The organism is Photorhabdus cinerea (genome assembly GCF_011189575.1).
GTDB classification, from domain to species: domain Bacteria; phylum Pseudomonadota; class Gammaproteobacteria; order Enterobacterales; family Enterobacteriaceae; genus Photorhabdus; species Photorhabdus cinerea.
Genome location: NZ_PUJW01000027.1, coordinates 18,902 through 41,130, shown reverse-complemented (window position 1 = coordinate 41,130; position 22,229 = coordinate 18,902). Strand labels below are relative to the sequence as shown.

Annotated in this window: 24 protein-coding genes; 22 read left to right on the top strand and 2 right to left on the bottom strand. The window is 43.3% G+C overall.

Annotation, left to right across the window (positions count from 1 at the left end; translation table 11 throughout):
- Window positions 1-54 precede the first annotated feature (54 nt).
- The 19 genes from C5469_RS19225 (at window position 55) to crcB (ending at window position 18,121) form a co-directional block, all read left to right on the top strand.
- Window positions 55-516 carry a carboxymuconolactone decarboxylase family protein gene (locus tag C5469_RS19225; RefSeq protein WP_166310011.1) on the top strand — a complete coding sequence of 154 codons (462 nt, stop codon included), beginning with the start codon at window positions 55-57 and terminating at the stop codon, window positions 514-516.
- A gap of 441 nt (window positions 517-957) precedes the next feature.
- Window positions 958-1,851, top strand: a complete 894-nt coding sequence (locus tag C5469_RS19220) for an amino acid ABC transporter substrate-binding protein (RefSeq protein WP_166309987.1) — start codon at window positions 958-960, stop codon at window positions 1,849-1,851.
- Window positions 1,852-1,983: 132 nt separating this feature from the next.
- Complete coding sequence (locus tag C5469_RS19215) at window positions 1,984-2,724, top strand: amino acid ABC transporter permease (RefSeq protein ID WP_166309985.1); 741 nt, start codon at window positions 1,984-1,986, stop codon at window positions 2,722-2,724.
- The gene (gltK, locus tag C5469_RS19210) at window positions 2,725-3,399 is read left to right on the top strand and encodes a glutamate/aspartate ABC transporter permease GltK (protein ID WP_166309983.1); all 675 of its coding nucleotides are present in this window, start codon (window positions 2,725-2,727) and stop codon (window positions 3,397-3,399) included.
- The gene (locus C5469_RS19205) at window positions 3,399-4,124 is read left to right on the top strand and encodes an amino acid ABC transporter ATP-binding protein (RefSeq protein ID WP_166309981.1); all 726 of its coding nucleotides are present in this window, start codon (window positions 3,399-3,401) and stop codon (window positions 4,122-4,124) included. The genes gltK and C5469_RS19205 overlap by 1 nt, the downstream gene beginning before the upstream one ends.
- Window positions 4,125-4,286: 162 nt before the next feature.
- Window positions 4,287-6,869, top strand: a complete 2,583-nt coding sequence (gene leuS, locus C5469_RS19200; protein ID WP_166309979.1) for a leucine--tRNA ligase — start codon at window positions 4,287-4,289, stop codon at window positions 6,867-6,869.
- A gap of 13 nt (window positions 6,870-6,882) precedes the next feature.
- Window positions 6,883-7,431, top strand: a complete 549-nt coding sequence (lptE, locus tag C5469_RS19195; protein WP_339414583.1) for an LPS assembly lipoprotein LptE — start codon at window positions 6,883-6,885, stop codon at window positions 7,429-7,431.
- Window positions 7,428-8,468, top strand: coding sequence for a DNA polymerase III subunit delta (holA, locus tag C5469_RS19190; protein ID WP_166309977.1), 1,041 nt, complete (start codon window positions 7,428-7,430; stop codon window positions 8,466-8,468). Before lptE ends, holA begins: the two co-directional genes overlap by 4 nt.
- Window positions 8,452-9,129: a nicotinate-nucleotide adenylyltransferase gene (gene nadD / locus C5469_RS19185; protein WP_166309975.1), complete on the top strand. Its 678-nt coding sequence runs from the start codon at window positions 8,452-8,454 to the stop codon at window positions 9,127-9,129. Before holA ends, nadD begins: the two co-directional genes overlap by 17 nt.
- Window positions 9,130-9,217: 88 nt before the next feature.
- Window positions 9,218-9,544, top strand: a complete 327-nt coding sequence (gene rsfS / locus C5469_RS19180) for a ribosome silencing factor (RefSeq protein ID WP_166309973.1) — start codon at window positions 9,218-9,220, stop codon at window positions 9,542-9,544.
- Between the two features lie 2 nt (window positions 9,545-9,546).
- Window positions 9,547-10,017 carry a 23S rRNA (pseudouridine(1915)-N(3))-methyltransferase RlmH gene (rlmH, locus tag C5469_RS19175; protein WP_166309971.1) on the top strand — a complete coding sequence of 157 codons (471 nt, stop codon included), beginning with the start codon at window positions 9,547-9,549 and terminating at the stop codon, window positions 10,015-10,017.
- A 39-nt stretch (window positions 10,018-10,056) separates the two neighbouring features.
- A complete protein-coding gene (gene mrdA / locus C5469_RS19170; RefSeq protein WP_166309969.1) occupies window positions 10,057-11,952 on the top strand; it encodes a peptidoglycan DD-transpeptidase MrdA in 1,896 nt (631 codons plus the stop codon).
- Between the two features lie 8 nt (window positions 11,953-11,960).
- Complete coding sequence (gene mrdB, locus C5469_RS19165; RefSeq protein WP_166309967.1) at window positions 11,961-13,073, top strand: peptidoglycan glycosyltransferase MrdB; 1,113 nt, start codon at window positions 11,961-11,963, stop codon at window positions 13,071-13,073.
- Between the two features lie 13 nt (window positions 13,074-13,086).
- The gene (gene rlpA / locus C5469_RS19160) at window positions 13,087-14,097 is read left to right on the top strand and encodes an endolytic peptidoglycan transglycosylase RlpA (protein WP_166309965.1); all 1,011 of its coding nucleotides are present in this window, start codon (window positions 13,087-13,089) and stop codon (window positions 14,095-14,097) included.
- 163 nt (window positions 14,098-14,260) lie between these two features.
- Window positions 14,261-15,472, top strand: coding sequence for a D-alanyl-D-alanine carboxypeptidase DacA (gene dacA / locus C5469_RS19155; protein WP_166309963.1), 1,212 nt, complete (start codon window positions 14,261-14,263; stop codon window positions 15,470-15,472).
- 148 nt (window positions 15,473-15,620) lie between these two features.
- Window positions 15,621-15,884, top strand: coding sequence for a DUF493 family protein YbeD (ybeD, locus tag C5469_RS19150; protein ID WP_054476689.1), 264 nt, complete (start codon window positions 15,621-15,623; stop codon window positions 15,882-15,884).
- Between the two features lie 131 nt (window positions 15,885-16,015).
- The gene (gene lipB / locus C5469_RS19145; RefSeq protein WP_166309961.1) at window positions 16,016-16,657 is read left to right on the top strand and encodes a lipoyl(octanoyl) transferase LipB; all 642 of its coding nucleotides are present in this window, start codon (window positions 16,016-16,018) and stop codon (window positions 16,655-16,657) included.
- Window positions 16,658-16,766: 109 nt separating this feature from the next.
- Entirely contained in the window at window positions 16,767-17,732 is a 966-nt protein-coding gene (gene lipA / locus C5469_RS19140; RefSeq protein ID WP_166309959.1) for a lipoyl synthase, read from the top strand.
- Between the two features lie 14 nt (window positions 17,733-17,746).
- Complete coding sequence (gene crcB, locus C5469_RS19135; protein ID WP_166309957.1) at window positions 17,747-18,121, top strand: fluoride efflux transporter CrcB; 375 nt, start codon at window positions 17,747-17,749, stop codon at window positions 18,119-18,121.
- Between the two features lie 72 nt (window positions 18,122-18,193).
- On the opposite strand, the gene cspE is transcribed toward crcB, so the two are convergent.
- The gene (gene cspE, locus C5469_RS19130; protein WP_021323071.1) at window positions 18,194-18,403 is read right to left on the bottom strand and encodes a transcription antiterminator/RNA stability regulator CspE; all 210 of its coding nucleotides are present in this window, start codon (window positions 18,401-18,403) and stop codon (window positions 18,194-18,196) included.
- Window positions 18,404-18,633: 230 nt separating this feature from the next.
- On the bottom strand, window positions 18,634-19,095 hold the full coding sequence (locus C5469_RS19125) for a methylated-DNA--[protein]-cysteine S-methyltransferase (RefSeq protein ID WP_166309955.1): 462 nt from the start codon (window positions 19,093-19,095) through the stop codon (window positions 18,634-18,636).
- Between the two features lie 332 nt (window positions 19,096-19,427).
- On the opposite strand from C5469_RS19125, the gene nrdH reads away from it, so the two are divergent.
- The 3 genes from nrdH to nrdE are packed head-to-tail and all read left to right on the top strand — an operon-like array spanning window position 19,428 to window position 22,220.
- Window positions 19,428-19,658 carry a glutaredoxin-like protein NrdH gene (nrdH, locus tag C5469_RS19120; protein WP_166310026.1) on the top strand — a complete coding sequence of 77 codons (231 nt, stop codon included), beginning with the start codon at window positions 19,428-19,430 and terminating at the stop codon, window positions 19,656-19,658.
- Window positions 19,659-19,671: 13 nt separating this feature from the next.
- A complete protein-coding gene (gene nrdI / locus C5469_RS19115) occupies window positions 19,672-20,094 on the top strand; it encodes a class Ib ribonucleoside-diphosphate reductase assembly flavoprotein NrdI (protein ID WP_166310024.1) in 423 nt (140 codons plus the stop codon).
- A complete protein-coding gene (gene nrdE / locus C5469_RS19110; protein ID WP_166309953.1) occupies window positions 20,091-22,220 on the top strand; it encodes a class 1b ribonucleoside-diphosphate reductase subunit alpha in 2,130 nt (709 codons plus the stop codon). Before nrdI ends, nrdE begins: the two co-directional genes overlap by 4 nt.
- Window positions 22,221-22,229 lie beyond the last annotated feature (9 nt).

The window sequence follows — 22,229 nt, the reverse complement described above, 5'->3', positions numbered from 1 at the left end:
CTTTCAATCCATTTTTTCATCCCATTGATAGAAAAAATAAAGGAGTAACAAGTTATGCAAACGAGTCGTCTGCGGCCAGCGGAAATTTCACCAGAGCTTTATAGCGCAGTTGCAAAAGTCGATGAATTAACTTACCAATCCACCCTAGGTAAAGCACTCATTGAACTCGTTAAGGTAAGGGCTTCCCAAATCAATGGCTGTGCCTTTTGTCTTAATATGCATTCTAAAGCTGCCCGCAAGGCAGGAAATAGCGAACAAAAACTCTATCTCCTGAGTGCCTGGAAAGAGGCACCCATTTTTACATCACGAGAACGTGCAGCTTTAGGCTGGACAGATGCTTTATCCCGGATTGCCGAAATTGGGGCAAAAGATAAACATTACACCCCATTATTAGCAGAATTTGATGAAAAGGAGATTGTCGATTTAACATTATTAATCGGTCTTATCAACCTCTGGAATCGTCTGGCAATTGGTATGAAATATACCTTGCCTAATCCTGCAACTGACCCATCCTAAAATAATTCAGCATGGTTAATCATTAACGATGATTACCATGCTAATCCTCAACTACTGATATCACTCTATGTTATACAAATAACCTACCTAAACGACTTATTGGTATTAATTTTACCCCTCTTTACTATTTTGGCACGTTAATTGCTGTTATCTCCATGAATGAAAAGGAAAATAGCTGTTTCATTAATAAAAAATGGGAAAATGCACCAGAAAAATGATAGTCACGCACTTTTATTGTGCAAGATAAGCAACATTGTTCATTTATAGTGCGAGACAGCTCCCGAAATAGAAACAATTCATTTTCATTACCTAACCCTTTTGTACTATTTTTTAACACTATATATACATATAACAGCAAATGATCCTTGATTAAAAACAAATCACAGAGAGACTTTTGCAAACACAACATCGCAAACGATAACCACATGAAAGGAGTTGTATATGCGAATGCGTAACCTAGTATTAACCATGATGTTACTTGGCGCAGCAGGTGCTGTTCAGGCTGAAGAATTGACGGGAACACTGAAAAAGATTAAAGATGATGGCGTGATCATTGTGGGGCATCGTGAATCCTCCGTACCTTTTGCTTATTACGATAATAATCAAAATGTCGTCGGCTATTCGCAGGATTACTCTAATCTGATTGTTGAAGCCGTTAAGAAGAAACTGGACATGCCAAATCTGCAAGTAAAATTGATACCGGTGACTTCTCAAAATCGTATTCCACTGCTACAAAATGGGACTTATGATTTCGAATGCGGTTCTACTTCCAATAACCTTGAACGCCAGAAGCAAGTCGCTTTCTCTAACACTATCTTCATCATTAATACGCGGTTGCTGACTAAAAAAGGTTCCGGTATAAAAGATTTTCCAGATTTGGCTGGTAAAAATGTCGTTGTTTCCGCAGGTACGACTTCTGAAATATTGCTAAATAAACTCAACGATGAGAAAAACATGAAAATGCGCATCATCAGTGCAAAAGATCATGGTGACTCATTCCGCACTCTGGAATCCGGCCGTGCAATCGCCTTTATGGTAGATGATGCTCTGCTAGCAGGTGAACGCGCCAAAGCGAAAAAACCTGATCAATGGGAAATTGTTGGTACACCGCAGTCTAGAGAAGCCTATGGTTGCATATCACGCAAAGATGATCTTCAATTCAAGAAGCTGATCGATGAGACCATTGTTCAGGCACAAACTTCCGGAGTGGCAGAGAAATCATTTGAGCGCTGGTTCACACAACCCATTCCGCCCAAGAATCTGAACCTGAACTTCTCTTTGTCTGATGAAATGAAAACACTATTTAAATCGCCAAATGATAAGGCACTTAACTAGAAATATAATTAGAAAAATGACTATTTGATTGGCATCACAGGGTGCGAGGTGGCCGTTCCCTACCTCGCTTTTTTTCTCAGCCAATCAATCGTTTTCAGGGGATCAAGCTACACCCTCACAGGGAGTATTATTATGTCAATCGATTGGAATTGGGGCGTCTTTTTACAAGCTGCCCCTTTCGGCAATACGACTTATCTAGGCTGGTTGATAGCTGGATTTCAAGTGACAATTGCCTTGTCTATCTGCGCCTGGATTATCGCTTTCATTGTCGGTTCACTGTTCGGCATTTTACGTACTGTTCCCAATAAAATATTATCTGGGATAGGTACCTGTTATGTTGAGATCTTTCGTAACGTACCGCTGATAGTTCAATTTTTTATCTGGTATCTGGTTGTACCTGAACTACTGCCAGAAAAAATCAGTCTGTGGTTTAAAACCGAACTGGACCCTAATATCCAATTTTTCATCTCATCCACTGTCTGTCTAGGTCTTTTCACCGCTGCACGGATGTGTGAACAGGTCCGCGCCGCCATACAATCACTACCACGTGGTCAAAAAGCGGCAGGGCTGGCAATGGGGTTAACCCTGCCACAAACCTATCGCTATGTCCTATTGCCAAATGCTTACCGAGTGATCATTCCACCAATGACTTCAGAAATGATGAATCTGGTAAAAAACTCCGCTATTGCCTCTACTATTGGTCTGGTGGATATGGCAGCACAGGCAGGTAAGTTACTTGATTACTCAGCACATGCTTATGAAACATTTACGGCTATTACATTGGCCTATATCGGAATCAATCTGGTGATTATGCTTGCCATGCACTTGCTTGAGAAAAAAGTGCGTTTACCGGGTAATATTGGAGGTCAATAAATGTACGAGTTTGACTGGAGTTCGATTATCCCCAGTATCCCGTTTCTGCTAGAAGGCTTAGTCATTACAGCAAAAATCACGATTGTTGCTATTGTTGTCGGTATTCTCTGGGGAACCGTACTGGCCGTTATGCGGCTCTCTTCTGTAAAAGCACTGAGCTGGTTTGCAACTTTATATGTCAATCTGTTCCGTTCTGTGCCATTGGTTATGGTACTGTTATGGTTCTATCTGATTGTGCCTAGCCTAGTGCAGAATGTTCTGGGGATTTCTCCCAAAACAGATATTCGTTTAATTTCAGCCATGGTCGCGTTTGCATTTTTCGAAGCCGCTTACTATTCAGAAATTATTCGGGCGGGCATTCAGAGTATTTCCCGCGGGCAATCTTCGGCAGCATTGGCATTGGGTATGACGCCGATGCAAAGTATGAGGCTGGTTATCCTGCCTCAAGCATTCCGTGCAATGACCCCACTGCTATTGACGCAGGGTATCGTGCTATTTCAAGACACTTCATTGGTGTATGTACTCAGTCTGGCGGATTTTTTCCGTACTGCGGCAAATATCGGTGAGCGTGATGGTACCCAGGTTGAAATGATCCTGTTTGCTGGTTTTATTTATTTTATTATTAGTTTTGCCGCATCCATGCTGGTTAACTATTTGAAGAAAAGGACTGTTTGATGATCTCCCTGAAAAATGTATCCAAGTGGTATGGCCCATTTCAGGTTCTCACTGACTGCTCAACTGAAATTAAAAAAGGTGAAGTAGTTGTAGTCTGTGGCCCATCTGGCTCCGGCAAATCCACCCTGATAAAAACGGTTAATGGTCTGGAATCCATCCAACAGGGTGAAATTCTGGTTAATGACATTAAAGTCAATGATAAAAATACCAATTTGGCGCAATTACGCTCTAAAGTCGGCATGGTGTTCCAGCATTTTGAGCTGTTCCCGCATCTATCCATCATTGAAAATTTAACTCTGGCTCAAATCAAAGTGCTTAACCGCGATAAAAAATCGGCAGAAGAAAAAGGGTTGCAATTACTTGAACGCGTTGGGCTGGCCAATCAGGCTAATAAATTCCCGTCACAACTTTCCGGTGGTCAGCAACAACGCGTGGCAATCGCTCGTGCACTGTGTATGGACCCTATTGCCATGCTGTTCGACGAACCCACTTCCGCCCTCGATCCTGAAATGATCAATGAAGTGCTTGATGTCATGGTTAAACTGGCAGACGAAGGAATGACCATGATGGTTGTTACTCACGAAATGGGCTTCGCCCGTAAGGTAGCCAATCGGGTAATCTTTATGGATGAAGGCAAAATTGTTGAAGACAGCAAGAAAGAAGATTTCTTTGCAAATCCAAAATCAGATCGCGCCAAAGAATTTCTGGCTAAAATTCTTCACTAAAATATATCATTCCCGGTGGTGGCGCCCGTCGCCACCGGATTTTCCCTAATAACCCTCTGTTGCTTATGTATCAAATCAGATATGCTATGCCGACCTCATATTTTACCAACTAAATGATTGCTACAAACGTAGCTTTTTACTCACCATAGGATCATCGGTGCCATGCAAGAACAATACCGTCCAGAAGATATAGAGCCGCAAGTTCAGCTTCACTGGCAAGAGAAGCAAACTTTCAAAGTGACAGAAGATAACAGCAAAGAAAAATATTACTGCCTGTCCATGCTACCTTACCCTTCTGGCCGACTACACATGGGCCACGTACGTAACTACACTATTGGCGATGTTATCTCTCGTTACCAGCGTATGCTTGGCAAAAATGTCCTGCAACCTATCGGTTGGGATGCATTTGGCCTGCCCGCAGAAGGCGCCGCAGTAAAAAACAGCACTGCACCAGCCCCGTGGACCTATGCCAACATCGAATATATGAAAGGTCAGCTGAAAACACTGGGTTTCGGCTACGATTGGGATCGTGAAGTCACTACCTGTACCCCTGAATATTATCGTTGGGAACAGTGGTTCTTCACCAAATTGTATGAAAAAGGTCTGGTTTATAAGAAAACCTCCGCAGTTAACTGGTGCCCCCACGATCTGACCGTTCTAGCTAATGAACAAGTGGTCGATGGCTGTTGCTGGCGTTGTGACACCAAAGTTGAACGTAAAGAAATTCCGCAATGGTTTATCAAAATCACTGATTATGCTGAAGAATTGTTAAACGATCTGGATACGTTGGAAGAGTGGCCTGAACAGGTCAAAACCATGCAGCGCAACTGGATTGGTCGCTCCGAAGGTGTAGAAATCACCTTTGATGTAGCAGATAGTCAGGAGAAACTGACGGTCTACACCACTCGTCCTGATACATTCCTGGGCGCCACCTATGTTGCAGTTGCCGCAGGTCATCCTCTAGCAAAACAAGCAGCAGAAAATAACCCTGAACTGGTTGCTTTCATTAATGAATGCCGTAATACCAAAGTTGCAGAAGCAGATATGGCAACAATGGAGAAAAAGGGCATGGCAACCGGTATGTTTGTCATTCATCCATTGACCAAAGAGAAAGTAACAATCTGGGTTGCAAACTTCGTCTTAATGGAATACGGCACCGGTGCTGTCATGGCAGTTCCTGGCCACGACCAACGCGACTGGGAATTCGCGACAAAATATAACCTGCCAATGAAAGCCGTTATTCTGGACAGTGAAGGTAATGAACCAAATGTTCATGAAGCCCCGGTGACAGATAAGAATGTCCTGTTTAATTCGGGTGAATTTAGCGGCCTGAATCATGAAGATGGTTTCAATGCTATTGCTAATAAACTAGTAGAAATGGGAGTAGGCAAGCGTAAGGTCAACTATCGTCTACGTGACTGGGGTGTCTCCCGTCAACGCTACTGGGGCGCACCGATTCCAATGGCAACGTTGGAAGATGGCACGGTTGTTCCGGTTCCAGAAGATCAACTGCCAGTTATTCTGCCGGAAGATGTCACCATGAATGGCATCACCAGCCCAATTAAAGCTGACCCTGAATGGGCAAAAACCACTATCAATGGCCAACCAGCATTGCGTGAAACAGATACCTTCGATACCTTTATGGAATCTTCTTGGTACTACGCCCGCTACACTTGTCCAGATTACGATAAGGGCCTAATCGATCCAGCAGCAGCTAATTATTGGCTACCCGTTGACCAATACATCGGTGGTATCGAACATGCCATCATGCACCTGATGTATTTCCGTTTCTTCCACAAACTGATGCGTGATACAGGCATGGTCAATTCCAATGAACCTGCTAAGCGTCTATTATGTCAGGGAATGGTTCTGGCAGATGCTTTTTATTGCACTGGCAAAAACGGTGAAAAAATCTGGATATCCCCAGTTGATACCATTGTTGAGCGTGATGATAAAGGTCGTATCATTAAGGCAACAGACAAAGAGGGTCATGAACTGGTTTATACCGGCATGAGCAAAATGTCTAAATCCAAAAACAACGGTATTGATCCACAATTGATGGTAGAAAAATATGGTGCCGATACCGTTCGCCTGTTTATGATGTTCGCAGCTCCACCAGAGCTAACCCTGGAATGGCAAGAATCCAGTGTTGAAGGGGCTAATCGCTTCCTGAAACGCGTATGGCGCTTGGTTTATGAACATAGCAGCAAAGGGGAAACTCAGCCGCTGAACATCACAAGCTTGACCGTGGAACAAAAAGACCTGTTCCGTGATCTACACAAAACTATCGCTAAAGTCACTGATGATGTCGGTCGCCGCCAGGCATTCAATACTGCCATTGCTGCTGTCATGGAATTGATGAATAAACTGACCCGCGCCCCACAGGAAACTGAGCAAGATCGCGCTCTGATGCAGGAAGCTTTGCTGGCAGTTGTCCGCATGTTGTCACCAATGACTCCACATGCTTGTTTTATTATGTGGCAAGCTCTGGGTGGTGAAGGTGATATTGATACGACTGATTGGCCACAGGCTGATGAACAGGCCATGGTTGACGACACAAAACTGGTAGTCATTCAAGTTAACGGTAAAGTGCGTGGTCGTGTTACTGTGCCAGCAGATGCGGCGAAAGAATATGTTCATGATATGGCTGCAAAAGAATATGGTGTGGCGAAATACCTTGAAGGCGTCACTATTCGTAAAGTCATCTACGTACCAGGCAAATTGCTGAATCTGGTCGTCGGCTAATAAAGGAGGCAATGTGCGGCATCGTATTTTAACGTTGTTGCTGGGGTTAGCGGTGCTGGTCACCGCTGGCTGCGGTTTTCATCTGCGTGGTACCACTCAGGTACCCCAAGAACTCAAAAAGCTGCAATTAGCGAGCAGCGACCCATACGGGCCACTGACTCGTTCTGTGCGCCAGCAACTTCGTCTGAATAACGTCACAATCCTTGAAAATGGCAGCGCCGAAGTTCCTATTCTGAAACTAATAAGTTCTTCTGAAAATAAAGACACCGTCTCTGTTTTCCAGGATGGTAAGGCAGCTGAGCGCCAACTGATCCTATATGTCAATGCACAGGTTATTATGCCAGACGGCAGCGTCTATCCGCTCCAATCTAGGGTTGATCGTTCTTTTTTCGACAACCCGTTAGAAGCACTGGCGAAAGATGCTGAAAACGAGATGATCAATCAGGAAATGCGTGAACAGGCTGCTCGCCAGTTAGTTCGCCAGTTACTGACTGTTCACAGTGCAGAAGAACAAAAAGCCAAGGAAAAACAGGCTGGACAGCAAACTGCACAAGCACAATGATCAAGCTCTATCCCGAACAACTGATTTCGCAGCTCAATGAAGGGCTGCGAAACTGTTATCTGATATGGGGCAATGACCCCCTGCTATTACAGGAAAGCCAAGATCATATCCGCAGAGCCGCTGAACAGCACTCTTTCACTGAACACTTCACTTATGCCCTGGATAATCATACCGAATGGAATGAGATATTCAGTATTTGCCAGTCACTAAGCCTATTTGCCAGCCGTCAAACACTCACTTTACTGCTGCCAGAAAATGGCCCTAACACAGTAATAGCTGAACAACTGGTAAAACTGGCAGAATTGCTTCACCCAGATATACTGCTGATACTACGCGGTTTAAAATTGACCAAAGCTCAGGAAAACAGTAACTGGTTTAAAGTATTAGGAAAAAATGGAGTTTACATCAGTTGTCAGACACCTGAACTGAGCCGTCTACCTCAATGGATCGCACAACGGGCCAAAGTCATGAAACTGACTCTGGAAGAGCCAGCCAATCAACTATTATGCTACTGTTATGAAGGAAACTTACTGGCACTGGCCCAAGCTCTTGAGCGGCTCTTCCTGCTATATCCAGATGGTAAACTGACCCTACACCGTGTTGAAAATGCCGTAAATGACGCGGCTCACTTCACACCTTATCACTGGGTAGATTCATTATTATCAGGAAAGGCAAAACGAGCCTGGCATATCCTGAAACAGTTAAAACAGGAAGGTTGTGAAACTGTTATTTTGCTGCGTACCATACAACGTGAACTACAGCTGCTACTTACACTAAAACGCCAAAGCACCACAACTCCCATGAAAACTCTGTTAGATCAACATCGAGTATGGCAGAACCGCCGCCCATTACTGACAAGTGCGCTGCAACGTCTAACTCGACATGATTTGCAACTAGCAATTCATCTACTTGTACAAATGGAGCTTCGGGTTAAACAGGATTACGGTCAGTCTGTATGGCCAGATTTAGAAACACTTTCCATGTTGTTATGTGGAAAAATATTACCTGAGAGCTTTTTTAATGCCTCATACCATTAATACTACTTGTCCAGTACAACCCGTTATTCAAGCATTATTTGGTGGAACATTTGACCCAATCCATTATGGGCATTTGCATCCAATCGAAACTCTGGCACATCAAACTGGCCTGAAGCGAGTAATTTTGTTGCCAAACCATGTCCCCCCTCACCGCCCACAACCAGAAGCCACCGCACAACAGCGGCTTACAATGGTACGGCTAGCAACACAGGACCATCCACTGTTTACAATCGATACCCGTGAACTGGAACGCACTACTCCTTCTTACACAATCGATACATTGGAATCGTTCCGTCATGAGCTTGGTGAAAGACAATCACTGGCATTTATAATCGGTCAGGACTCTTTGTTATCACTACATACCTGGCATCGTTGGTCAGAACTACTGAATACCTGCCATTTGCTGGTTTGTGCCCGTCCCGGTTATCAAACCCAATTTGCAACAACTGAAATGCAGCAATGGCTTACGCAACACCAAATCTACGACCCTGCCCTACTTAACAGCAAACCTAATGGTTATATCTATCTGGCAGATACACCACTATTGCGTATCTCAGCAACAGATATCCGCCAGCGTCTCCAGCAAGGGCTAAATTGTGATGATTTACTCCCCTCTTTGGTACAAAAGTATATAGATTCACAGGGGTTATATCGCCAATAGCGAAATCTGGCCCGATTAGTCATTTAGTTGGCTTACTCTCCAGTGGCCCGGCATGCTATTATTCGGCACTATTTGATAAAAAATAAGGATGAACCTTTTGCAAGGTAGAGAACTCCAACAATTTGTTATGGATAAACTTGAAGACTCCAAAGCACAAGATATTGTTTCTCTGGATGTTCATGGGAAATCCAGTATTACCGATTGCATGATTATCTGCACCGGGACCTCCAATCGCCACCTGATGTCTGTCGCAGATCATCTGGTTGATGATTGTCGTGCGAGTGGTCTGACTCCACTTGGCGTTGAGGGACAGGGCGTATCCGATTGGATTGTCGTAGACCTCGGTGAAGTTATCGTACATGTCATGCAGGAAGAGAGTCGACGCATGTATGAACTTGAAAAACTTTGGAGCTGAGTTTGAAGCTGCAATTAGTCGCTGTAGGTACAAAAATGCCGGACTGGATACAGGCCGGCTTTACGGATTATTTACGCCGTTTCCCAAAAGATATGCCATTTGATCTGGTAGAAATTCCTGCCGGTAAACGGGGTAAAAATGCTGATATTAAACGCATTCGGGAGAAAGAAGGTGAACAGATGCTGGCCGCTGTCGGCAAAAGCAACCGTATTGTCACCCTGGACATTCCGGGTTCTCGTTGGGAAACGCCTCAACTGGCGCAACAGCTTGAACATTGGAAACAGGATGGCAGAGATGTCAGTTTGCTGATAGGCGGGCCAGAAGGTCTTGCTCCGGCATGTAAAGCTGCGGCGGAACAAAGCTGGTCATTATCACCTTTGACCTTACCCCATCCTTTGGTCCGGGTTTTAGTTGCAGAAAGCCTGTACCGGGCATGGAGCATTACCACCAATCATCCCTATCACCGGGAATAATTTGGTTACCAACGGATAAAAGCGAATTCTGGCAATGGGATGAAGAATAAACGTACCCCTTTTCGTGATTATACGGCTGAATCAGCCCTGTTTGCCCGCCGCGCATTGGTGGCGTTTATCATCATCCTGGTACTGACTGGTATCCTGATTGCCAATCTTTACCATTTACAGATCACTCGCCACGAAGACTACCAAACCCGTTCAAACGAAAACCGTATCAAACTGGTTCCAATCGCGCCAAGCCGAGGTATTATTTATGACCGTAAAGGCACACCATTGGCGCTTAACCGAACAATCTACCAGTTGGAAGTCATACTTGAAAAGGTCGAGAACCTTCAGCAAACGCTGAATGATTTACGGGATATTATCGATCTGACTGATGAAGATATTGCTAACTTTGAAAAAGAACGTAAGCGCTCGCGCCGCTTTACCTCCATTCCACTGAAAACTTCACTGGATCATATCCAAGTAGCACGCTTTGCCGTTAATCAGTACCGTTTCCCCGGTCTCGAAATAAAAGGCTATCAACGCCGCTTCTACCCTTATGGTTCAGCACTGACTCATATCATTGGTTACGTCGCTAAAATTAATGATAAAGATGTAGAACGGCTGGACAAGGAAGGAATTTTACCCAATTACGCCGCCACCCATGATATCGGCAAACTAGGTATTGAACGCTATTATGAGTCTGTTTTACATGGCAAAACCGGTTATGAAGAAGTCGAAGTCAATAATCGTGGCCGAGTGATACGTCAATTACATGAACAGCCGCCACAAGCCGGGCAAGATATTTATCTGACTATCGATCTTGAGTTGCAGATCTATATTGAGAAACTACTCACAACCAGCCGCGCTGCCGTCGTTGTCAGTAATCCACATAATGGGGAAATTCTAGCACTGGTATCTAATCCAAGTTATGATCCAAATCTATTCGTAAATGGTATCTCCAACAAGAACTATCAGGAATTATTAAATAATCCTGACCGACCGCTTATTAATCGCGCTACTCAAGGGATCTATCCTCCTGCTTCAACGGTAAAACCTTTTATTACCGTTGCAGCACTAAGCACCGGCGTTATCAATAAAAATACCACCATTTTTGATCCGGGCTGGTGGCAATTGCCGGGTTCAGAAAAACGCTACCGTGACTGGAAACGCTGGGGACATGGCAGTCTCAATGCATATAGATCCATCGTGGAATCTGCGGATACTTTCTTCTATCAGGTTGCCTATGATATGGGAATTGACCGCTTATCTGAGTGGATGACTAAATTTGGTTATGGTGAATACACGGGCATTGACCTGTCTGAAGAACGCACAGGTATCATGCCTACCCGCGAATGGAAACAAAAAAAATATAAAAAACCTTGGTATCAGGGAGACACTATTCCTGTCGGTATCGGCCAGGGATATTGGACAGCAACGCCAATTCAAATGGTAAAAGCGCTAACAACCTTAATTAATGATGGTAACGTAAAAACACCACATCTGCTGCTGGGTAAGAAACTGAAAGGTGAGATGATCCCTTATCAACAAACAGAAAATATTCAAATAGGTGATATCCATTCAGGATATTGGGAACTGGCAAAAAGCGGTATGTATGGTGTTGCTAACCTGCCAAACGGTACTGGTCACAAGAGTTTTACTAGAACGCCGTATAAAGCAGCTGCCAAATCAGGAACAGCACAGGTCTATAGCTATGAAACTTACAATGCCAGTAAAATTGCTGAGCATTTACGGGATCACAAGCTAATGATTGCCTTCGCCCCTTATGAAAACCCAACAGTAGCCCTTTCTATCATTTTAGAAAATGGTGGTGCTGGTCCAACAGTAGGGACCCTTGTTCGCCAAATCCTCGACCATGTACTGTTAGGGGATAACAACACAACATTACCGGATGCGGCTCCAACCCCACCCGGAACAGAAAATGACTGAATAACGCCATGACAGAAAACCAGAAAAAGGTTCCTCTCTGGACCAGATTACATATCGATTTACCGCTGTTGCTGTGCATTCTAGCACTGCTAGTATACAGCGCTTTTGTTATGTGGAGTGCCAGTGGTCAAGATATGGGGATGATGGAGCGCAGAGTCAGCCAAATTGGTGCCGGACTGGTTGTCATGATAATTATGGCGCAAATCCCCCCAAGAGTTTATGAAGGCTGGGCACCTTATCTATATGTTGTTTGTGTCATTTTACTGATTTTTGTCGATGCGTTCGGACAGATCAGTAAAGGGGCGCAACGCTGGCTCGATCTAGGGATCATCCGTTTCCAGCCTTCTGAGATTGCCAAGATCGCGGTGCCACTGATGATTGCCCGTTTTATGAACCGCGATTTGTGTCCGCCATCGCTAAAAAATACAACTATCGCTCTGATGCTAATTTTCCTGCCAACTTTACTCGTCGCCGCCCAACCAGACCTCGGTACTTCAATTCTGGTCGCTTTTTCCGGCCTGTTTGTCCTATTCCTTGCCGGGATGAGCTGGCGGCTGATTGGTATTGCAGTCCTGTTATTAGCCTGTTTTATCCCGATCTTATGGTTCTTTCTGATGCATGGATATCAACGCGATCGGGTAATGATGTTACTTGATCCAGAAACTGACCCTTTGGGTAAAGGTTACCATATCATTCAATCAAAAATCGCTATAGGCTCCGGTGGCCTATCAGGTAAAGGTTGGTTACTCGGCACACAATCTCAGTTGGAGTTTCTTCCAGAACGCCATACAGACTTCATATTTGCCGTACTCTCGGAAGAACTTGGTTTAATCGGCGTACTACTGTTACTAACATTATATTTGTTATTAATTATGCGCGGGCTGGCCATCGCAACCAGAGCACAGAACACTTTTGGCCGGGTCATGGTTGGCGGCCTGATGTTAATTCTGTTTGTTTATATCTTCGTCAATATCGGCATGGTGAGCGGCATTTTACCTGTAGTAGGCGTTCCTTTACCATTTGTCAGTTATGGCGGATCAGCATTGATCGTCTTAATGGCTGGTTTCGGGATTATAATGTCGATTCACACACACCGAAAATTATTGTCTAAAAGTTTATAGAGAAGAGGTTTCAATGCGTCAACACTGGCTTATACTCGGCATGATTGCAGCTCTGTTATCCGGCTGTACCGCTCCTAACGAGCAAAAATCTTCCCCGTTACCGGCGGTACCAACGCAGGATGTTCTGGGTGCAGAACCTCACTATGAGCCTTATCATCCTGGTGCCAATAATGATTATCAGATGAACGGGCATATTTATCATATTGTGCAAGACCCATCTCAGTTTAGTGAAACGGGTTATGCCAGTTGGTATGGTGCAGAATACAGTGGCAAAATGACAGCAATTGGTGAACGTTTTAACCCTTATGCACTGACCGCCGCCCACCCAACACTACCAATCCCGAGTTATGTTCGCGTGACCAACTTAAGCAATGGCCGTATGATGATAGTCAGAGTCAACGACCGCGGTCCTTATAAGCCAGGGAGAATTATCGATCTATCGAAGGCTTCTGCTGAACGCCTGAACTTAACCCAAAGTACCAAAGTTAAGATTGATTTTATTCAGGTCGCTCAGAATGGTTCTGTATCTGGCCCCGGTACTGTTGGCAGTCAGATAGTTAAACAGAGTTATGCCCTGCCAGGCAGACCAACGCTGACAACAAGCCAGCTAGGAACACCCACAATGGGAAATGTTCCTGATCAGACTGGCAGCCGCCCTCTGACCAATCAGCCTGTGGAACAAACGCAACCATTGGCTATACAACTAGAAGCTACTGAGCAACTACCAGCAATGAAGCTACAACCACCTAAACCGGTTGCCGACAGTGCTTCAACAGCAACAGTACCAACAAGCTCCTCTGCAAATGATTTTATGGTCCAGGTTGGTGCCGTTAGCAGTGAGCAACGGGCAAAAAAGTGGCAACGAACGTTAGAACAGCGCTTTAATGTTCAAGGACGCGTAACTCAATATAGCAATGTTTATCGTGTACAATTGGGACCATTTAACAATCGCCAGCAAGCTACCGATTTACAACAGAAATTGGCTGACCAGATGCAGCAATCTTCTTTTATCGTCAGTCCTTAGCTTTCCTCTCGCTGATATCTGGGTTTTGCTTAGATATCAGCAAGCAAGGTAAAAAAACGTAAACCGGCGGCCTGTCAAAATTTGCCAATGTCAGTATTTTTCTTCATTTGCTATGATGTGGCCCGATATCAACCTTATTCTCACGGATGTTGTCCAACCGACCATGAAATACACAACCACTTCTCGTTTTATAAAAAGCGCCACCTTGAGTATTGCGCTGGCAATGAACGTTCCTGCCTTTGCCAATGGGAATGATGTAAACCTGAAAACGATGATCCCAGGTGTACCTCAGATTGATGCTGAAGCTCATATTCTTATCGACTACAACTCAGGTAAAGTTCTGGCAGAGATGAATGCAGACTCTCGCCGTGACCCTGCCAGCCTGACAAAAATGATGACCAGTTATGTTATTGGTCAGACAATCAAATCAGGCAAAATCGGGCCGAATGATATGGTCACGGTTGGTACTGATGCATGGGCAACAGGTAATCCGGTATTTAAAGGCTCTTCCCTGATGTTCCTCAAACCCGGAGATCAGGTTTCAGTTTCTATGCTATCCCGCGGTATAAACTTGCAATCCGGTAATGATGCTTGTGTTGCAATGGCGGATTATGTTGCTGGCAGCCAAGAGTCGTTCGTCAATCTGATGAATGGCTATGTAAAATCGCTTGGCTTGCAGAATACATATTTCAAAACAGTTCATGGCCTGGATGCAGAAGGCCAATACAGCTCTGCCCGTGATATGGCGCTGATTGGTCAAGCGCTAATCCGCGATGTTCCTGAAGAATATGCTATCTATAAAGAGAAAGAATTTACCTACAACAATATCCGTCAGATAAACCGCAACGGTTTGTTGTGGGATAAAAGTCTGAATGTAGATGGTATCAAAACCGGTCACACTAATGCAGCGGGTTATAACCTGGTTGCTTCTGCAACTGAAGGCGATATGCGTCTGATTTCTGCGGTACTCGGCGGTCACACTTATAAAGGCCGAGAGACAGAAAGTAAGAAACTGCTAACCTGGGGTTTCCGTTTCTTTGAAACCGTCTCGCCACTGAAATCTGACAAAGAATTTGCCTCTGAACCTGTTTGGTTTGGAGACAATGATAGGGTTCAGCTAGGCGTTGATAAAGATGTTTATCTGACTATTCCCAGAGGCCGTTTGAAAGATCTGAAAGCCAGCTATGTCATGAATGATACTGAATTACATGCCCCGCTGGCGAAAAATCAGGTCGTCGGTACAATCAACTTTCAACTTGATGGCAAGACTGTCGAACAGCGTCCTTTAGTTGTTATGAATGAAGTGAAAGAAGGCGGTGTTTTCAGCCGTTTTATCGACTATATCAAACTGCTGTTCCATCACTGGCTTGGCTAATAGTTAAACCTAAAGCAGGGACCTACCGAAACAAGTCAGGCTACAGCCTGACCGTAATAAGTATCCCCGTTGATGTAAACGGGGAAGATATCAAATTTTATAGAAAAGACTGACCAGACGTATTGCGGAAAGCAAAACAGGAGCGCCCATGAAAACAAAATTAAATGAACTGCTTGAGTTCCCTTGCTCATTCACCTACAAAGTAATGGGTTTAGCTGAACCTGAGTTAGTCAATCAGGTCGTTGAAGTGGTTCAGCGCCACGCGCCGGGCGATTACTCTCCACAAGTGAAGCCAAGCAGCAAAGGCAACTACCACTCAGTATCCATTACTATCAATGCTACTCACATTGAACAAATAGAAACCCTGTATGAAGAGTTAGGTAACCTTAAACTGGTACGAGTAGTGTTGTAACATAAACTAAAACAATCCCCTGTAATTTCTTAGGGGATTGCTTATCTATCAGAAACAGCACCATTTCAAGTGTACTAAACTGGTGAGAATCTCTTCTGAGGGTTATACTGGCTAAATCTTATAGCTACCAAATGAAGTTTCAATTGCAACATAAAACGATTTTCTTACGCCAATTAGGAATACAACCCTACGAGCCGATTTCTGATGCAATGCACTTGTTTACTGAGCAGCGAGATATTAGTACACCCGATGAAATCTGGCTGGTACAGCATCCAAAAGTATTTACTCAGGGACAAGCAGGTAAAGCAGAGCATTTGCTATCTCTCGGTGATATTCCGATTATCCAATCCGATCGTGGTGGACAAGTCACCTATCATGGTCCTGGTCAACAGGTTATGTATGTCATGATTGACATCAAGCGCGCCAAAATTGGTGTACGGCAATTGGTTACAGCGATAGAAGATACTGTCGTTAAAACACTTGCTCACTTTGGTGTGGAGTCCTATGCCCGATCAGATGCTCCTGGTGTTTATGTCAATGAAGCCAAAATTTGCTCCCTCGGATTACGAATACGCAAAGGCTGTTCTTTCCACGGTCTGGCACTCAATATTGCAATGGATTTAGAACCATTTCTACGAATTAATCCTTGTGGCTATGCTGGCATGAAAATGACTCAACTCAGTGAATTAGTCCCTGGAATTACTATTGAGCGAGTACAACCTATCCTAGTAGAAACCTTCTGCCAACAGTTAGGATTTAAACTGAATAGTTAAAGATGCTATAATTTTTTGATATTTTTCAAAATTTTTTAATGGATTTATCACACAGTGGGCTGAAGATAAATCTCAACCTGATGAATTTAACACTGGAACCAGCACGACTATGAGTAAACCAATTCAGATGGAACGCGGAATTAAGTACCGCGACGCAGACAAAATGGCGCTGATCCCTGTCAAAACAGTGATTACCGAACGCACAGAAATCTTGCGTAAACCTGAGTGGATGAAAATCAAACTTCCTGCGGATTCCAGCCGCATTCAGGGTATCAAATCTGCTATGCGCAAGAATGGTCTGCATTCCGTTTGTGAAGAAGCTTCCTGCCCTAACCTAGCTGAATGTTTCAATCACGGTACAGCGACTTTTATGATCCTTGGCGCAATTTGTACCCGTCGTTGCCCTTTCTGTGATGTTGCCCATGGCCGTCCAATGGCTCCTGATGCCAACGAACCGGTAAAACTGGCACAAACCATTAAAGATATGGCCCTGCGCTATGTGGTCATCACCTCCGTTGACCGCGATGATCTGCGTGATGGTGGTGCTCAACACTTTGCTGACTGTATTTCTGCTATCCGTGAAAAGAATCCATCCATTAAAATTGAAACCCTGGTTCCTGATTTCCGTGGACGTATGGATCGTGCACTTGAAATACTAACAGCGACACCACCGGATGTTTTTAATCATAACCTGGAAAACGTACCACGGGTTTACCGTCAGGTACGCCCCGGCGCAAACTATGAGTGGTCACTGAAATTACTTGAAAAGTTCAAAGAAGTCCATCCTGATATCCCAACCAAATCTGGTCTGATGGTGGGCCTCGGTGAAACCAACGAAGAAATTCTTGATGTTATGCGTGATCTGCGCCGCCACGGTGTCACCATGCTGACTCTGGGCCAATATCTACAACCCAGCCGCCACCATTTACCGGTACAGCGCTATGTCAGCCCACAAGAATTTGATGAAATGAAAGAAGAAGCTCTGGCGATGGGATTCACCCATGCTGCTTGTGGGCCATTTGTCCGTTCTTCTTATCACGCTGATTTGCAAGCCAGAGGTGAAGAAGTTAAATAACCATAAGCCTCATTATGATTAATATTATTCTGGCTGTATTTATCGGCGGAGGCTTAGGTAGTGTATTACGTTGGTTTATAAGCCTCCGCCTTAATAATATTTCTACTCATATCGCGGTCGGCACCCTTACCGTTAATTGTATTGGTGCATTCCTTATCGGACTGGGGTTGGTATATTTTAATAAATCCACATATCTTAATCCGGCCTGGAAATTAATGCTGACCACCGGCTTTTGTGGTGGTTTAACAACATTTTCTACTTTTTCTGTCGAAGTTGTTTATCTGCTACTAGATGGAAAACTAGGGTGGGCACTGGGAACTGTTTTGCTTAATCTTTTTGGATCACTGCTGATGACAATTTTAGCTTTCGCATTGATGAACGAGCTTTAAATTTCATCACACCTATAGCAAAAATTAAAAAAACCCGTTGAAACAACGGGTTTTCGAAATACGGAGTTAAAATCAGATAGCGACAACGTTTACAGCAGATGGGCCTTTAGCGCCGTCAGTGATTTCAAACTCTACCTTTTGACCTTCTGCCAGAGTTTTAAATCCGTTACTCTGAATAGCAGAGAAATGTACGAATACGTCTTTGCTACCATCTTCTGGAGTGATAAACCCGAATCCTTTAGATTCATTAAACCACTTAACGTTACCTTTAATTTTTGACATCAAACATACCTTTAATGTGAAAATAAGACACAAAACCTGTGTCACATACAGTACAGCAAATAAATTGGTTCACTGTCTACAACCAAGATCACGAAAAGCATAATAAAATTCGATGGATGTTATCTTTATTTAGTTCTGCTGCTAAATAATGCACATATATAAATATTCTATAACCGTCCCTGGTCTTTTATCAGGCAATTTATCAAACAAACAAACAAACAAACAAACTGTTATGCTCTTTCATGCTCCAACAACCAACTTTTAATATTTAAACCCCCGGTATATCCAACTAATTTACCATCATGCCCAATAACACGGTGGCAAGGCACAATTAATGAAATCGGATTACGAGAATTAGCCATTCCTACTGCACGACAATAATTCGCTGAACCCAATGCCAATGATAATTGCTTATAACTCCACACTTCGCCAAATGGGATCTGACATAACTGCAACCATACACGCTGTTGGAATTCAGTTCCCTCTGGGTTGAGTGGAACAAAAAACTCAGTACGTTTACCCGCAAAATATCCCCGTAGCTCTTTCACGCACTGTTTAGTGATATCGTTTTTCACTTCAGGCGCTGTTTTTTCATCAACAAAATATAGACTGGTCACTCCTTTATCATCCGCAGTGATATGAACATACGGTTTAGGAAATCCTTTAGGTGTCTCAAAATACTGATGATACATAACCACCTCTCTTGAAAAAAATATCAATCATTATTGAGATTAGAGTAAATCGTCTTTTCAATAAATTGCAATGATGAATTCAGTTGCTCCCTTACCACTGACTAGAAAACTTAAGCTTTCCTAAAGAGGAGAAAAACCCTCCAACCACAAGGAATAACTAACACTGTAATTTTGAAGATGGTCATTCAGCATAGAATTGACACCATATATAGTGTGGTTGAAATAAAACTTCACTATATATAGTATAAATCAAATTGGTACCTTTTAAGAAATTGTTACTAATGAACCAAACTTTGTCACCACATGTCCACAAACTGGAAAAGGAGTGCTTAATGTGCATTACTATTTATAGCAAACCTGACTGCGTACAATGCAGCGCAACCTACCAAGCTCTAAGCCGAAGAAACATTCCTTATCAGATTGTTGACTTAACCAAAGACCCTCAGGGTTTAGCTATTATCCGCGCCATGGGCTACCAGCAAGTTCCAGTGGTCATCGCAGGCACACAGCACTGGTCAGGATTCCGCCCTGATAAAATCAATACGTTAGCCGAGAATTTGTAGGTTTATTATGAATATAAATCCTCTGATTTACTTCTCTAGTTCATCAGGTAATAGCCATAGATTTGTCCAGAAACTGAAAATGCCAGCTCTTCGCATTCCAGTAGACAAATCAGTTATCCCACTAAACGTAACCTCTCCTTACATTTTGCTGATACCAAGTTATGGTGGCGGCGGTGCTAAAGGCGCGGTTCCGCCACAAGTGATCCGATTTCTGAATATTGCCGAAAACCGAGCTCTAATTCGGGGAGTCATAGCCGCCGGGAATACAAACTTTGGCGAAGCTTATGGCATTGCCGGACGGATAATTTCAGAAAAATGTCAGATACCTCTTCTGTATCGTTTTGAGTTAATGGGCACCGAAGAAGATGTACAACGGGTACGCTGGGGTATTCAAAGATTTTGGCAACACTACTCACCAGAGAATATGCAATCATGACTTCCCAAATTAACAAACAGCAGGATTATCACGCTCTAAATGCTATGCTCAATCTATACGATAGTGAAGGAAAGATTCAGTTTGATAAAGATAAACTGGCTATTTATCATTATTTCCGCCAGCATGTAAATCAAAACACGATCCATTTCCATGATCTAAAAGAGAAACTGGATTTCCTCCAGCAAGAGGGGTATTACGAAACAAAGGTACTGGAGCAGTACGATTTTGCTTTTATTAAAAAGCTCTTTCGGCAAGCCTATAGCAAAAAATTCCGCTTTCAAACCTTTCTGGGCGCATTCAAATACTACATCAGCTATACCCTGAAAACCTTCGATAATAAACGCTACTTAGAACGTTATGAGGATCGGGTATGCATGGTAGCGCTAACTCTAGCTCAAGGCAGCCAGACACTGGCTTGTCGTCTGGTCGATGAAATTATCAGTGGCCGTTTTCAACCAGCGACACCAACTTTCCTTAATTGCGGAAAAAAACAGCGGGGAGAGTTGGTTTCTTGTTTCCTGCTTCGCATTGAAGACAACATGGAATCCATTGGGCGTTCACTCAATTCAGCATTACAGCTTTCAAAACGTGGTGGCGGTGTCGCATGCTTACTCAGTAATCTACGAGAAGCAGGCGCACCAATAAAAATGATTAAAAATCAGTCATCAGGTGTCGTTCCTGTGATGAAAATGCTAGAAGATGCATTTTCGTATGCCAACCAACTTGGTGCTCGTCAAGGTGCTGGTGCCGTTTATCTCAATGCTCATCACCCTGATATTCTTAGTTTTCTGGACACAAAACGGGAAAATGCTGATGAAAAGATCCGTATAAAAACACTCTCTCTTGGTGTTGTCATTCCTGATATTACTTTTGAATTGGCTAAAAACAACGAAGATATGTATCTGTTCTCACCTTATGATATTCAAAGAGTTTATGGTGTACCAATGTCTGAAATTAGCATTACAGAAAAATATGCTGAAATGGTGAATAACAAACACATTGGTAAATCAAAAATCAACGCCCGTGAATTTTTCCTGACATTAGCTGAGATACAATTTGAATCCGGTTATCCTTATATTATGTATGAAGACACGGTGAATCGTGCTAGCCCAATTAAGGGCCGAATTAATATGAGCAATTTATGTTCCGAAATTTTGCAAGTTAACAGTGCCAGTGAATATGAAGATGATTTAAGTTACCGCCATATCGGCAAAGATATTAGTTGTAATTTGGGATCAATGAATATCGCTCATACAATGGATTCACCTAATTTTGCGCTTTCAATTGAAACAGCTATCCGCGCTTTAACAGCCGTATCAGATATGAGCAATATCCGTTCAGTGCCTTCTATTGAAAAAGGAAATCTGGATTCCCATGCAATTGGTTTAGGCCAAATGAATCTGCACGGTTATCTGGCAAGAGAAAGAATTCATTATGGTTCTGAGGAGGGAATAGATTTCACAGATATCTATTTCTATATCGTTACTTATCATGCTCTGCGCACTTCAAATCAGATCGCAATTGAGCGTAATAGTTACTTTAAAGGTTTTAACGACTCTCGTTACGCCAGCGGTGAATTTTTCAATAAATATACGGAAAGATCCTGGCAACCTCAGACCAAAAAAGTCTGTCAGTTATTTGAACAAGCAGGAATCGTTATTCCTAATCAACAAGACTGGCTTGAGCTGAAAACCTCGGTTATGGCTCATGGTATTTATAATCAGAATATTCAGGCTATTCCTCCTACAGGTTCTATTTCATATATCAACAATTCAACATCAAGTATTCACCCGATTGTCTCCCGTATCGAGATCCGTAAAGATGGTAAAGTAGGACGGGTATATTACCCTGCCCCATTTATGACTAACGACAATCTTGAATATTACAAAGATGCCTACGAAATCGGGCCAGAAAAAATTATTGATACTTATGCTGCAGCGACTCAACATGTCGATCAGGGATTATCACTGACACTTTTCTTCAAAGATGACGCCACGACCCGAGACATTAACAAAGCGCAAATTTATGCCTGGCGTAAAGGGATCAAAACGCTTTATTACATTCGTTTAAGACAAATTGCTCTGGAAGGTACAGAAATACAAGGCTGTATTTCATGCTCATTGTAAAATTAATGC